The organism is Pseudomonas helleri (genome assembly GCF_045830615.1).
Taxonomy (GTDB): Bacteria; Pseudomonadota; Gammaproteobacteria; order Pseudomonadales; family Pseudomonadaceae; genus Aquipseudomonas; species Aquipseudomonas helleri.
Genome location: NZ_CP174501.1, coordinates 4,528,706 through 4,540,875, shown reverse-complemented (window position 1 = coordinate 4,540,875; position 12,170 = coordinate 4,528,706). Strand labels below are relative to the sequence as shown.

The window sequence follows — 12,170 nt, the reverse complement described above, 5'->3', positions numbered from 1 at the left end:
GCTTTTGATCTTCTTCACTGTGCCGGGTGTTGCCGATGCAACTCGCCCAACAACTGGTCCTTGTCTTCCCACAACTGGTTGATCCAGCTCTGAAACGCCAATTTGTAGGCCGGGTCCTGGTCGTAGTTTTTACCGATGAACTCCGCCGGAATTTCCAGCTCTTCAAATACCACCACCACGTCCCGCACGTTGCCGCACAGCAAGTCCCAATACCCCGGACGTCCGCCAGGGTAATGAATCGTTACGTTGACGATGGACTTTAACTGTTCGCCCATCGCATCCAGCACGAAGGCAATGCCGCCGGCTTTAGGTTTGAGCAGGTAGCGGAACGGCGATTGCTGTTCAGCGTGTTTGCCTTCGGTGAAGCGTGTGCCTTCGACGAAGTTGAAAATGCCCACCGGCTGGTTTTTGAACTTGGCGCAGGTTCTGCGCGTGGTCGCCAGGTCGGCGCCTTTCTTTTCCGGGTGTTTTGCCAAGTACGCCTTGGAGTAGCGTTTCATGAACGGGAAACCCAACGCCCACCACGCCAGGCCGATCACCGGCACCCAGATAAGCTCTTGCTTGAGGAAGAACTTCAGCGGGCGGATACGTTTATTGAGCACGTATTGCAGCACCATGATGTCGACCCAGCTCTGGTGGTTGCTGGTCACCAGGTACGAGTGCTCATAGTCCAGCCCGTCGAGGCCCTTGATGTGCCAGCGGGTTTTGCCCAGCAGATCCATCCAGCGTTTGTTGTTGCCAACCCAGGCTTGGTGAATGTGCCGCATCAACTCGTCGGTCACCCGTTGCGCGGGCTTGAACGGCAGGCACAGCTTAAAGATCGCAACCACAAACAACGGCGTGCAACACACGATGGTGTTGATCGCCAAGAACAATGAAGCAATGACGCCGCGTATCGGCGCAGGCAGAAAATCCAGCATTTACACATCCATAGGTCGGTTGGCGGCTTGAATCGCCGTCAGGGCGATGGTGTACACGATGTCGTCCACTTGCGCACCACGGGGCAGGTCGTTCACCGGTTTGCGCAGGCCTTGCAGCATCGGGCCCAAACTCACGCAATCAGCGCTGCGTTGCACGGCCTTGTGCGTGGTGTTGCCGGTGTTCAGGTCGGGGAAGACAAACACCGTCGCACGGCCGGCCACCTGGCTGTTGGGCGCCAGTTGGCGGGCTACTGTTTCGTTGGCCGCAGCGTCGTATTGCAACGGGCCGTCGATGAGCAGTGCGCGCTGGGCTTCATGGGCGAGGAGGGTGGCTTCACGGACTTTTTCGACTTCTTCGCCGCTGGCCGAGTCGCCGCTGGAGTAGCTGATCATGGCCACGCGCGGAGTGATGCCGAACGCTGCGGCCGAGTCAGCACTCTGCAGGGCAATTTCTGCCAGCTCAGTGGCTGACGGGTGCGGGTTCATCACGCAGTCGCCATACACCAGCACCTGTTCCGGGAACAACATGAAGAACACCGACGACACCAAGGTGCAGCCCGGCGCCGTTTTGATCAGTTGCAGGGCAGGGCGGATGGTGTTGGCAGTGGAGTGGATGACCCCGGAAACCAGCCCGTCGACCTCGTCCAGCGCGAGCATCATGGTGCCGATCACCACCGGGTCTTCCAGTTGCTGCTCGGCCATCGGCGCATTGATGCTTTTGGTTTTGCGCAGGGCCACCATCGGTTCGACATAACGGCCACGAATCACATCCGGGTCGAGAATTTCCAGCCCCGGCGGCAGTTCAAACCCATGGGCCTTGGCCACGGCGTGAACTTCTTCAGGCTTGGCCAACAGCACGCAACGGGCGATACCGCGGGCCTGACAAATGGCGGCGGCCTGCACGGTCAAGGGCTCGCTGCCTTCGGGCAAGACGATCCGCTTGTTGGCGTGCTGGGCGCGCTGGATCAATTGATAGCGGAACACTGCAGGCGTGAGGCGCATCTCCCGTGGCGTGCCGCAGCGCTGATGCAGCCAGTGCGCGTCGAGGTGGCTGGCGACAAAATCAGTGATGATTTCTGCGCGTTCGCGGTCATCGATCGGGATTTCTTTGTTGAGCTGATTGAGCTGGTTAGCGGTGTCGTACGAGCCGGTGCTCACCGACAGCACGGGCAGCCCGGCTTGCAAGGCCCCACGGCACAGCTCCATCAGGCGCGGGTCAGGCTTGGTGTCGCTGGTCAACAGCAGACCTGCCAGCGGTACGCCGTTCATGGCAGCCAGGCTGACGGCCAGGATGATGTCATCGCGGTCACCGGGGGTTACCACCAACACTCCGGGTTTGAGCAGTTGCAGCGTGTTCAGCACGGTGCGGGCGCAGAGGATGATCTTGGACATGCGCCGGGTTTCATAATCGCCCGCATTCAGCACCTGCGCGCCGAGCAGCTCGGCCACGTCACGGGTGCGCGGGGCATTGAGTTCGGGCTGGTACGGAATGCAGCCCAATAGCTTGAAGTCGCCGGTCCGCAGTAACGGTGAGTGCTCTTTGAGGCGCGCTGAAAACACTTCCATGCTTTCGTCGGTTTTCACCTTATTAAGGATCACGCCGAGCACTTTCGGGTCTTTCGGCCCGCCGAACAGCTGCGCTTGCAGCTCGACCCGGCCAGAGAGCTCGGTCAGGACTTCGTTTTCCGGGGCCGACACCAGAATCACTTCGGCATCCAGGCTCTTGGCCAGGTGCAAATTGACGCGCGCCGCGTAACTGGCGGTGCGCGTGGGCACCATGCCTTCAACGATCAACACGTCTTTACCAACGGCGGCTTGCTGATAAAGGCTGATGATCTCTTCGAGCAACTCATCAAGCTGGCCGTCACCGAGCATGCGCTCAACGTGGGCCAGGCCCAAGGGCTGTGGCGGCTTGAGGCCGTGGGTACGCGCCACCAGCTCGGTCGAGCGTTCAGGCCCGGTGTCGCCGGGATGCGGCTGGGCAATGGGCTTGAAAAAGCCGACTTTCAAGCCTGCACGCTCCAGGGTGCGAACCAGGCCGAGGCTGATTGAGGTCAGGCCCACACCAAAATCAGTGGGGGCGATAAAGAAAGTTTGCATGCGAGCTTCCTGACGTAGCAGTGCAAGAGCAACACTCGATAAACGAGCCATGTGCTGGAATCAATTGCCAAGGTTAACGCTATCAGCCTCCTGAGCACACCAGCCACAACGAAAGGGCTGGCCTATTTTTTTTGCCCGCTGCTCAGGGTCCAGCACCCAGGGGCGTGACTGCCAGGGCGGTTGATGGCGCTGATGCTGGGTATGGCCACAGGAGAGCACAGCAACCCAGTGCTGCTCTTCATCTTGGCGCCAGCCAATGATTGTTGAGGTTTTCAAAGTTATCCGTTGGTCTTGGTTGTGTTCGCTTTCGTGCGAATGCTTGGTTAAACTTGCGAACTCATTATTATTTTGCAAAAGGTCTCGCCCCATGACGATCGCCGCCAACAAGGCAGTCTCCATCGAATATACCCTGACCAACGACGCTGGTGATGTCATTGACAGTTCTGCTGGCGGCGCTCCGCTGGTTTACCTGCAAGGCGCGGGCAACATCATTCCAGGTCTGGAAAAAGCCCTTGAAGGCAAAAACGTCGGTGACGAGCTGGACGTTTCCGTTGAGCCTGAAGACGCTTACGGCGAATACTCCGCTGAACTGGTCAGCACCCTGAGCAGCAGCATGTTCGAAGGCGTTGACCAACTGGAAGTCGGCATGCAGTTCCACGCTTCCGCGCCGGACGGCCAAATGCAAATCGTGACCATCCGTGATCTGGACGGCGACGACGTGACTGTTGATGGCAACCACCCGTTGGCGGGTCAGCGCCTGAACTTCAAGGTAAAGGTTGTTGCTGTACGTGACGCGAGCGAAGAAGAAGTTGCTCACGGCCACGTGCACGGTGAAGGCGGTCATCAGCACTGATACCGGCTACTTCGCTCACCTGTGAGCGAGTAAAGAAAGGCGCCTGTTGGCGCCTTTTTTGCGCCTTTAAGTTATGTCATCAGCTCTCTGCATGATTGTTGATTCACGATCGCGCGGCACAGGTCAGGGCGCGTTTATTCAGATAGCGGCAACGGACCTGCCTGGCTTTGGCAGGCGCGCTGCAACTGGTTTTCGAACTGTTCGATAATTTGCGGCCAGCCCTGGCGACAGGCATGGTGGCGTGCATTGAGACGCACGGTGCGCAGGGTTTCCGGCTCTTCAAGGAGCCAGGCGGCAGCGTCGATCCAGGCATATTCATCCCCTGGCATGGCCAGCACGCCGTTGTAGCCATGACGAATATGCTGGCCCGCCGCGGCGGCGTCATAAGCCACAACGCCCAGCCCCGAAGCCAAGGCTTCGAGCACCACATTGCCGAACGTTTCGGTTAGGCTCGGGAACAAAAACACGTCGCCACAGGCGTAGTGGCGGGCCAGGTCTTCACCGGATTGAGCGCCACAAAAAAACGCATCCGGCAGCGAGGCTTCCAGTGCGGCCCGTTTGGGCCCGTCACCGACGATGATCAGCTTGAAGCGGCGCCGCGGGAAGCGCTCCTGCAAGGCTTCCAGGCAGTGCTTGAGTGCTCCCAGATTCTTCTCGGGAGCCAGGCGACCGACATGCAGCAGGGCAATATCGTCTTCGCCCAATCCCCAACTCTGGCGCAAGGCGCTTTGGCGTTTCGCCGGGCTGAACAGTCGGCTGTCGACCCCGCGCTCCAGCAGCTCCAGGCGATCAAAGTGCCGACGCTGCAGTTCAAGCCGCTGGCTGGCGCTGGGCACCAGGGTCAACGCCGAGCGGTTATGGAACCAGCGCAAATATTGGGTCAGCAGCCGGGTAAATACCCCCAGGCCGTAAATGCTGGAGTAGTGCTGGAACTTGGTATGAAAACCGCTGACCACTGCAATGCCGAGTCGGCGTGCCACGCGCAGCGCACACAATCCCAACGGGCCTTCGGTGGCGATATACACCACGTCCGGGCGTTGTACTTGCCAGCGCTTCATCAAGCGACGAGTGGAGGCCATGCCCCACTGCAGTCCCGGATAACCGGGGATAGACCAGCCCCGGCACAGCATCACCTGATCGTTACTGCGTTGATTGCCATCGCAGGTCTGGCGAGGGCGAACCAGCTCCACATGGTGATCGCGAGAGCGCAGGCCATCAAACAAACGCCCAAGGGTGTTGGCCACGCCATTTATTTCTGGTGGAAACGTTTCGGTGATCAGGGAAATATGCAGGGCAGTTGTCATGGCACCAGTCTCAACGTGATCTGTGTCGGCTACGTGTCAGCCAAATGATGAATTTATGGCGACTGAACCGTAGACAGCGTGGAGACAGCTTAGGTGCTGTACGGCTCTCAGCGTTTTTAATGCAGCGCTGAGAGCCGTGATTTTTATCCCTTCATGGCTTTTTCACGGCCAGGGCTTCTTCGCCCCGTTCACGCACCCAAAACAGCGTTGCCCCGGCCACAGCGGCAGGCATCATCAGCAGGTTGACCACGGGCACCAGCAGTACCAAGTACACCACCCCGCCAAAACTCAGGCTCTGCCAGCGTTTCTGGCGCAGCCAGGCGAGCATCTCGTTCCAGCCCAGTTTGTGGTTGTCGGCCGGGTAGTCGATGTACTGGATGGCCATCATCCAGACCCCGAAAATCAGCCATAACGGTGCTGCAATCAGGTTGACCACGGGCACAAACGACAAAATCAGCAAGGCAATCGCACGGGGCAGAAAGTAGCCAAGTTTGCGCATTTCACGGGCCAGTGTGCGGGGCACCATGGCGATCAGTTCGCTCCAACTGAACGGCGGCGAGTTGTCGACCCCGCGCACCACGGCTTCGACTTTCTCCGAGAGAAACCCGTTAAAAGGCGCGGCGATGATGTTGGCGAACATGGTGAAGGTGAAAAACACCATCAGAATGAGCAACACCACAAACAGCGGCCATAACACGTAGTTGAGAAAACTCAGCCAGTTGGGCAGCGTCGGCATCAGCGTGTCGACCCACAGGCTGAACTGATGCCCGGCGAAGTAAATCAGCCCGACAAACAGCACCAGGTTGATCAGCAGCGGCAACAGCACAAATAAACGCAGGCCTGGGCTCAGGACCAGCTTCAGGCCTTCACGCAGGTACTGCGGGCCAGATAGAACAGGGGCGGGCATAGTGGGCTCCGGGCAATGGAAAATCGGCCGACCTTAACGGCTTTGCGCGCGGGGCGAAAGCCTGGAGGCGGATTCGACAATAACTGTAACAAAGACGTCCAAAGATGAATTTGAGCACATAGAGACCTGCTATGAGCTGGATTGTTAATGCGTATTTCCTTACTCTCAGCGGCCTATATACGCTGCACCTACATTTTTCAGGACCTGCGGGTGACAGACCTGGCCTGAGCAGGTGAGCGGTTTCTTTTTATTCCAGCCGGTAAAGCGGCGTTCCGCCCTTATTTCTACACGGGCGGCCATAGGAGTGAGTCATGTCTGAAGTACGTCATTCGCGTGTGATTATTCTGGGTTCTGGCCCTGCCGGTTACAGCGCCGCTGTTTACGCTGCCCGGGCTAACCTCAAACCACTGCTGATCACGGGCATGCAGGCGGGCGGTCAACTGACCACCACTACTGAAGTCGACAACTGGCCGGGCGATGTACACGGCCTGACCGGCCCGGTCCTGATGGAGCGCATGCGTGAGCACGCCGAGCGTTTTGAAACCGAGATCGTGTTTGATCACATCAACGCCGTTGATCTGAAAAACAAACCGTTCAGCCTGACCGGCGATAGCGGCACTTACACCTGCGATGCGCTGATCATCGCTACCGGCGCCAGCGCCCGTTATCTGGGCCTGCCGTCTGAAGAAGCCTTTATGGGCAAGGGCGTGTCGGCCTGTGCAACCTGCGACGGTTTCTTCTATCGCAACAAGCCGGTGGCAGTCGTGGGTGGCGGTAACACGGCAGTTGAAGAAGCCCTGTACCTGGCCAACATCGCGAGCAAAGTGACCCTGGTTCACCGCCGCGAAACCTTCCGCGCCGAGAAAATCCTGATCGACAAGCTGAACGCCCGAGTAGCTGAAGGCAAGATCGAGTTCAAATTGAACGCCACCCTGGACGAAGTGCTGGGTGACAACATGGGCGTGACCGGTGCCCGCCTGAAAAACAACGACGGCAGCTTTGACGAAATCAAAGTAGACGGTGTGTTCATCGCCATCGGCCACACCCCGAACACCTCGCTGTTCGAAGGTCAGCTGGAACTCAAAGACGGCTACATGGTGGTCAAGGGCGGCCGTGAAGGCAACGCCACTGCGACCAGCATCGAAGGCGTGTTTGCGGCGGGCGACGTGGCTGACCACGTTTACCGTCAAGCCATCACCTCGGCCGGTGCCGGCTGCATGGCAGCACTGGATACCGAGCGTTACCTGGACGGCCTGCAGAACGCTGAGTTCAAGTAATCCGTAGCGCCTAAAAAACCGGCTTCGGCCGGTTTTTTTGTGGGCAAAGAACCTGTAGGAGCGAGCTTGCCTCGCGATCTTTTGATCTTTTAAAAGATCGCGAGGCAAGCTCGCTCCTACAAGGTGTTTTTACGCCTTGCGCGTCAGCGGCTGGGTCTGGAATGTAACCCCGGCCAGGCCGTGGCTGATCAGCGCGCGGATGTTGCCGTGGTCGGTGCCTTCTGGCGTCGCCAGTACCGAGCGGTAATGCTCGCCGAACGCCAGCAGCGTTTCTTGATCGCTGAACCCTTCAAGCAGGGCCAGGCCCAAGGTCTTGCACGAGCCTTCGTTTTGCCCGGCCGCGTTCTCGACGCCGCCGTTGTTGAAAGCCTGCGGCTGGTAATAGTACTGCGCGGCGACAAACGCAAGCGTGTCGGCAAATACGTGTTCGCCGCTGTTGAGGCTGGCGCGCAGGGTGTTCAAATCAGTCATTCGTGTTTTCCTTTGGCGAACGCCGCTACTTGTTCGGCGCTGGCTTCTTTCTGGTAAAGGTTTTTCCATTCGGCGTACGGCATGCCGTAGACCACTTCACGGGCGTCATCGAGGCTGACCTCGATCTGGCGCTCATCTGCCGCGGCCTTGTACCACTTGGACAGGCAGTTACGGCAAAAACCCGAGAGGTTCATCAGGTCAATATTTTGTACGTCTTTGCGGCTGTCCAGATGCGCGACAAGGCGGCGAAAGGCGGCAGCTTCAAGTTCAAGTTGTTCTTGGGGCGTCATAAAATTTACCTGGGTTCAGTGGGCTGTAGCTTAGCGGCAAGCCGCCAGCGTAATCGACACCGATTCAGCAAAGCGCAGGGCGTGGGGCTTGTCGACCTCGACTTCGGCGTACTGCACGGCGGTGTTGCTCATCACCAGGTCGAGCAGTTCCTGGGTCAGGCGCTCAAGCAGGGCGAAGCGGTTCTCTTCGACGTGCTGAATCACCGCCTTGGTGATGGTCCGGTAATTCAGGGCGTGATCGATGTCGTTATCCCGTACCGCTTCTTGCGCGGCATACAGGATAGTGAGGTTGATCAACACATCCTGCTTGTTGAGGATCTCGTCTTCATTAATCCCGATAAAGGTGCGCAGACGCAGGTCTTTGACACGGATGCGGGCCGTTCCTGGCTGAAGTTGTGGCATTACGACTTGCTCCGTCCAATCAATTGCAGGAACTCCATGCGGGTGCTGCTCGACTCGCGGAACGCGCCAAGCATGACCGAGGTGTTCATGGTCGAATTCTGTTTTTCTACACCGCGCATCATCATGCACATGTGCTTGGCTTCGATCACCACGGCAACGCCCGCCGCCTGGGTAATGTTCTGAATGGCGTCGGCGATTTCGCGGGTGAGGTTTTCCTGGATCTGCAGGCGACGGGCAAACATGTCGACGATGCGAGCGACCTTCGACAGCCCCAATACTTTGCCGGTCGGAATGTAGGCCACGTGGGCCTTGCCAATAAACGGCAGCAGGTGGTGCTCGCACAACGAGTAAAGCTCGATGTCAGCGACGATCACCATTTCATCGCTGTCTGAGGCAAACAGGGCGCCGTTGACGATGTCTTCCACGCTCTGGGCATAGCCGTGACACAGATACTGCATGGCCTTGGCGGCGCGTTTCGGGGTGTCGAGCAGGCCTTCGCGCTCAGGGTTTTCACCGAGGCCGACCAGGATCTCGCGGTAGTGCTCAGGCAATGATGTGCTCATGAAAATGCTTCCTCGCGGACGTCTTACTTAACGTGTCGTCCGCCGTTGACGGTCAAGGTGGTGCCGGTCACGTACGGGTTATCCAGCAGGTAGCGCAGGCTTTGATAAATCACCCCGGCGCCGGGCTCAATGCCCAGGGCTGACTTGGCCAGGGCGTTGGTGCGGTACGCCGCGTCGTCGTCTGGGTTGAACATCAGCAAGGCTGGGGCGATGCCGTTTACTTTGATATGGGGCGCCAGTTTAGCCGCGAATGACAGCGTGAGGCTGTCGAGCCCGGCTTTGGTGGCGCAATAGGCAATGTGCTTGCTACTGCCTTTGCGGGTCACGTCATCGCTGATATGCACGATGTCGGCCGGGCTTGAGCGCAACAACAATTCGCTGCAATGCAGGTTAATCAGATACGGGGCGAGCATGTGCACGCTGAACATCTGGGTAAAGGCGCTGGTTTCAGTGCCAGGCGTCTCTGCCAGCCACGCCGAGGCGTTATGGACGATAGCCCGCAACGTGTCGGTGTGAGCTTTAAGCCGCTCGATAAAGTCGAGAATGCCGCCTTCACTGGAAAAGTCGGCATACAACGTAGTCGCGCCCAGCTCGCGTAACGCCTGCACGCCGGGCTTTTCGCTGCGATAGCTGATGATGACGGGATAACCGTCAGCCAGCAGTTGCCGGGCACAGTGCAAACCAATGCGCTGGCCAGCACCAGTGATCAGGATCGGGGCAGAAGACGTGGGCATGACGGGCTCGATGCGAAATAGCCGGAAACAGTCGCGGCGCAATGGCAAAACTATACCAGCGTCCGCGACCTGACTGCCAAGCCCGGGGCGATCGGTTAACTGCGTTGCGCGAGGGAGTTTGTGCGCAAGGGCTTGTTGGGCGTGCTGTGCAGCCAGCCTGCGAGCAAATGGGTCGAAAGCGGAATAAACAGATACACCATCAGCGGTGTCAGGGCCAAGGTGCTGACAAACACCCGTGGCAACACACTCAACTCGCCCAGCAATGGGCCCAGCGCAAAGTTGAACAACAACGACACCGGAAAGAACGCCAGCCAGATGGCCACGGCCTGTTTCCAGCGCGGTGGGCGTTGCCCGGCGGCGCCAAACCAGCCATCGATGCCGCTGACGCGATGTTCTGAAGGGTTGGCAAACAGGTGGCTGCCGCGCTGCAACCAGGCTTTGCGCGACACCGAGTGTTCCCACGCGTGCAGGGTGGCTTCGTCGGCAAAGCGGAAAATGATCTGGAATTCATCGTCGCCCGGGGGCGGTGCCAGCACGCCTGAACCCAAGTAACCGGGAAAGTCGGTGGCTAACTGTTCGCCTTCGTGCAGCCAGGCGATCAGTTCCTGGTAACGGCCTTTCGCGACACGGCGCGCGACCATCAAGGTGACAGGGGAGGTAGACATTGTGTATCTCCATGAGGCTGATGCTGCCCGGGTAGGGCAATCACAAAACACAGCGCCGGGGTGGTGGGCTGTGTCTGGAAAAACAAGCAAGGATTGTTCCCGAACGCGATGAACGGGATCGCCACAGCGAGGGAGATGAAGCGTAGAATCCCTCAATTCACTCTTGTAACAGGCCTTAACCATGCCCGTGATCACTGAACTTGAGCCCGTTGCGCTCGCGGCAGGTCAGCCAGAACTGCCGGGCCTGTACCCGATCAGAGAAGTCGCCCGGCTCACCGGCATTAACCCGGTGACCTTGCGTGCCTGGGAGCGGCGCTATGGTTTGATCCAGCCGACACGCACCGAAACAGGGCATCGCTTGTACACAATGAGCGATATTGAGGCAGTGCGTCAGGTCATGGGCTGGCTTGAGCGCGGCGTTGCGGTCAGCAAAGTGGCCGAATTGCTGGCACGACCGACCGCCTCTGTCAGCGTGCCGAAAGAGGCTTTGGCTGACGAATACGAACAGTGGCAAGCACGTGTTCAAGCTGCGCTCAGCGCCTTTAACGAAGCTGAACTGGATCGTCTGTACGGGCAGATTTTCTCCAGTTACCCGCTGGAAGTCGTGTTCAAAAGCATCTTGATGCCGCTCTGGGAGCAACTGCTCAAGGCGCAAGATGAGTTTGGCCGCACCAGCGAATGGTTGCTGCTGGATCGCTTTTTGCGCGGCCGCGTTCAGCAGCGCCTGCACCTGCAACCCATGGACGCCCACGATTGCGTGTTGCTGGTGGGGCTGCCCGAGTTGTGCACTGAGCTGGAACTGCTGGTGGCCGGTTTGCTGTTGAGCCGCAATGACCGGCTGATCAGAGTATTAGCCGTTGGTCAGCCGCTGGATGAGCTGTCGCTGATTTGTGAGCAGGTTCAGCCTCGTGCGGTGGTGCTGTTCGCCCGGCAGGTAGTGGGCGCGGCTCAACAGCGACGCTTGGTACGCCTTGCGCAATCGCTGGACTGTTCAGTGGCGCTGGCCGGTGAGGCCGCCAATGTGGCTCAAGACGCGCTGGCTGGCTCATCGATTGCCTGCCTGGGCAGCGAGACCGCTTTGATGAACCAGCGTCTGGACGCTGAGCTTAAGCAGGCGGCGGCGCGCTAACACCCTTGGCCGCTTTGAGCGCCTCCAGTTCAGCTTTTACTGCCGCCAACTCGATCTCCAGTTGAGCGGCTTTTTGCTGAGCCTTTACCTGTTGGGTGACATCCTTTTGCACCCCAATAAAATAGGTCAGTTGATCAGCGTCGTTGAACACCGGCGTGATCGACAATTCGTTCCAGAAATACGAACCGTCCTTGCGGTAATTACGCAGCACCTGACGTGTCGGCTCTCCGCTGGCGATGGCCTCGCGGATCAAGTGCAAACCAATTTGATCACGGTCGCCTGACTGTAAAAAGCGGCAGTCCTGATACAGGATGTCGTCGCTGCTGTAGCCCGTCAGTGCCTCAAACGCTTTATTGACGTAGATAAGGATGTTGTCTTCACCTTCCTGCTCGGCCACCACAATTCCGTCCTGGGACGCGTCTACCATGCGCTGCAGTAAACGGGCGTTGATCATGGTGCAGCACTCCAAAAGTCAGTTAAGTTCGAGCCATTTTAGGACATCGCGACAAGCTGTCTACGTGCTATCACCGAAAGCATGGCATCACCTGTTAGTAT

General features: G+C 58.5%; 15 protein-coding genes. 3 read left to right on the top strand and 12 right to left on the bottom strand.

The genetic code is table 11. The annotated features are described in order from the left end of the window. Window positions 1–14: 14 nt before the first annotated feature. Genes ACJJU9_RS20455 through ACJJU9_RS20445 form a run of 3 tightly spaced genes read right to left on the bottom strand, consistent with a single transcriptional unit; the run spans window position 15 to window position 3,419 of the window. Window positions 15–920, bottom strand: coding sequence for an acyltransferase (locus tag ACJJU9_RS20455; protein WP_407729403.1), 906 nt, complete (start codon window positions 918–920; stop codon window positions 15–17). After that, window positions 921–3,020 carry a phosphate acetyltransferase gene (pta, locus tag ACJJU9_RS20450; RefSeq protein ID WP_048368321.1) on the bottom strand — a complete coding sequence of 700 codons (2,100 nt, stop codon included), beginning with the start codon at window positions 3,018–3,020 and terminating at the stop codon, window positions 921–923. A gap of 60 nt (window positions 3,021–3,080) precedes the next feature. Beyond that, window positions 3,081–3,419, bottom strand: coding sequence for a DUF3565 domain-containing protein (locus ACJJU9_RS20445; protein ID WP_048368474.1), 339 nt, complete (start codon window positions 3,417–3,419; stop codon window positions 3,081–3,083). Between ACJJU9_RS20445 and ACJJU9_RS20440 the strand changes: the two genes are divergently transcribed. Continuing rightward, entirely contained in the window at window positions 3,388–3,873 is a 486-nt protein-coding gene (locus tag ACJJU9_RS20440; protein WP_048368319.1) for a peptidylprolyl isomerase, read from the top strand. The genes ACJJU9_RS20445 and ACJJU9_RS20440 overlap by 32 nt on opposite strands. A gap of 134 nt (window positions 3,874–4,007) precedes the next feature. On the opposite strand, the gene ACJJU9_RS20435 is transcribed toward ACJJU9_RS20440, so the two are convergent. Together ACJJU9_RS20435 and cysZ are read right to left on the bottom strand one after the other, a co-directional pair. Next, window positions 4,008–5,177: a glycosyltransferase family 4 protein gene (locus tag ACJJU9_RS20435; RefSeq protein ID WP_407729402.1), complete on the bottom strand. Its 1,170-nt coding sequence runs from the start codon at window positions 5,175–5,177 to the stop codon at window positions 4,008–4,010. 151 nt (window positions 5,178–5,328) lie between these two features. Further along, the gene (cysZ, locus tag ACJJU9_RS20430; RefSeq protein ID WP_273222768.1) at window positions 5,329–6,084 is read right to left on the bottom strand and encodes a sulfate transporter CysZ; all 756 of its coding nucleotides are present in this window, start codon (window positions 6,082–6,084) and stop codon (window positions 5,329–5,331) included. A 311-nt stretch (window positions 6,085–6,395) separates the two neighbouring features. Here cysZ and trxB point away from each other — a divergent pair, with 311 nt between their 5' ends. Further along, window positions 6,396–7,361 carry a thioredoxin-disulfide reductase gene (trxB, locus tag ACJJU9_RS20425; RefSeq protein ID WP_048368315.1) on the top strand — a complete coding sequence of 322 codons (966 nt, stop codon included), beginning with the start codon at window positions 6,396–6,398 and terminating at the stop codon, window positions 7,359–7,361. Window positions 7,362–7,490: 129 nt separating this feature from the next. Here the strand turns inward: trxB and ACJJU9_RS20420 are convergent, their stop codons facing one another. The 6 genes from ACJJU9_RS20420 to ACJJU9_RS20395 form a co-directional block, all read right to left on the bottom strand. Next, window positions 7,491–7,832, bottom strand: a complete 342-nt coding sequence (locus tag ACJJU9_RS20420; RefSeq protein ID WP_407729401.1) for a HopJ type III effector protein — start codon at window positions 7,830–7,832, stop codon at window positions 7,491–7,493. After that, window positions 7,829–8,122 (bottom strand): DUF1244 domain-containing protein, encoded by a 294-nt coding sequence (locus ACJJU9_RS20415; protein ID WP_048368313.1) that lies wholly within the window; start codon window positions 8,120–8,122, stop codon window positions 7,829–7,831. The genes ACJJU9_RS20420 and ACJJU9_RS20415 overlap by 4 nt, the downstream gene beginning before the upstream one ends. 30 nt (window positions 8,123–8,152) lie before the next feature. Further along, the gene (gene folX, locus ACJJU9_RS20410) at window positions 8,153–8,524 is read right to left on the bottom strand and encodes a dihydroneopterin triphosphate 2'-epimerase (RefSeq protein ID WP_048368312.1); all 372 of its coding nucleotides are present in this window, start codon (window positions 8,522–8,524) and stop codon (window positions 8,153–8,155) included. After that, window positions 8,524–9,087 (bottom strand): GTP cyclohydrolase I FolE, encoded by a 564-nt coding sequence (gene folE, locus ACJJU9_RS20405; RefSeq protein WP_153331660.1) that lies wholly within the window; start codon window positions 9,085–9,087, stop codon window positions 8,524–8,526. The genes folX and folE overlap by 1 nt, the downstream gene beginning before the upstream one ends. A 23-nt stretch (window positions 9,088–9,110) precedes the next feature. After that, window positions 9,111–9,821: a dihydromonapterin reductase gene (gene folM, locus ACJJU9_RS20400; protein WP_048390255.1), complete on the bottom strand. Its 711-nt coding sequence runs from the start codon at window positions 9,819–9,821 to the stop codon at window positions 9,111–9,113. Between the two features lie 95 nt (window positions 9,822–9,916). Next, a complete protein-coding gene (locus tag ACJJU9_RS20395; protein WP_153331661.1) occupies window positions 9,917–10,486 on the bottom strand; it encodes an antibiotic biosynthesis monooxygenase in 570 nt (189 codons plus the stop codon). A gap of 181 nt (window positions 10,487–10,667) precedes the next feature. Between ACJJU9_RS20395 and ACJJU9_RS20390 the strand changes: the two genes are divergently transcribed. Beyond that, the gene (locus ACJJU9_RS20390) at window positions 10,668–11,615 is read left to right on the top strand and encodes a MerR family transcriptional regulator (protein ID WP_407729400.1); all 948 of its coding nucleotides are present in this window, start codon (window positions 10,668–10,670) and stop codon (window positions 11,613–11,615) included. Here the strand turns inward: ACJJU9_RS20390 and ACJJU9_RS20385 are convergent. Beyond that, on the bottom strand, window positions 11,593–12,069 hold the full coding sequence (locus tag ACJJU9_RS20385; protein ID WP_407729399.1) for a PAS domain S-box protein: 477 nt from the start codon (window positions 12,067–12,069) through the stop codon (window positions 11,593–11,595). The genes ACJJU9_RS20390 and ACJJU9_RS20385 overlap by 23 nt on opposite strands. Window positions 12,070–12,170 lie beyond the last annotated feature (101 nt).

Coding starts and splice junctions, on each gene's coding strand:
- ACJJU9_RS20455 (WP_407729403.1), bottom strand. CDS start 920: ATGCTGGATTTTCTGCCTGCGCCGATACGCGGCGTCATTGCTTCATTG.
- pta (WP_048368321.1), bottom strand. CDS start 3,020: ATGCAAACTTTCTTTATCGCCCCCACTGATTTTGGTGTGGGCCTGACC.
- ACJJU9_RS20440 (WP_048368319.1), top strand. CDS start 3,388: ATGACGATCGCCGCCAACAAGGCAGTCTCCATCGAATATACCCTGACC.
- ACJJU9_RS20445 (WP_048368474.1), bottom strand. CDS start 3,419: ATGGAGACTGCCTTGTTGGCGGCGATCGTCATGGGGCGAGACCTTTTG.
- ACJJU9_RS20435 (WP_407729402.1), bottom strand. CDS start 5,177: ATGACAACTGCCCTGCATATTTCCCTGATCACCGAAACGTTTCCACCA.
- cysZ (WP_273222768.1), bottom strand. CDS start 6,084: ATGCCCGCCCCTGTTCTATCTGGCCCGCAGTACCTGCGTGAAGGCCTG.
- trxB (WP_048368315.1), top strand. CDS start 6,396: ATGTCTGAAGTACGTCATTCGCGTGTGATTATTCTGGGTTCTGGCCCT.
- ACJJU9_RS20420 (WP_407729401.1), bottom strand. CDS start 7,832: ATGACTGATTTGAACACCCTGCGCGCCAGCCTCAACAGCGGCGAACAC.
- ACJJU9_RS20415 (WP_048368313.1), bottom strand. CDS start 8,122: ATGACGCCCCAAGAACAACTTGAACTTGAAGCTGCCGCCTTTCGCCGC.
- folX (WP_048368312.1), bottom strand. CDS start 8,524: ATGCCACAACTTCAGCCAGGAACGGCCCGCATCCGTGTCAAAGACCTG.
- folE (WP_153331660.1), bottom strand. CDS start 9,087: ATGAGCACATCATTGCCTGAGCACTACCGCGAGATCCTGGTCGGCCTC.
- folM (WP_048390255.1), bottom strand. CDS start 9,821: ATGCCCACGTCTTCTGCCCCGATCCTGATCACTGGTGCTGGCCAGCGC.
- ACJJU9_RS20395 (WP_153331661.1), bottom strand. CDS start 10,486: ATGTCTACCTCCCCTGTCACCTTGATGGTCGCGCGCCGTGTCGCGAAA.
- ACJJU9_RS20390 (WP_407729400.1), top strand. CDS start 10,668: ATGCCCGTGATCACTGAACTTGAGCCCGTTGCGCTCGCGGCAGGTCAG.
- ACJJU9_RS20385 (WP_407729399.1), bottom strand. CDS start 12,069: ATGATCAACGCCCGTTTACTGCAGCGCATGGTAGACGCGTCCCAGGAC.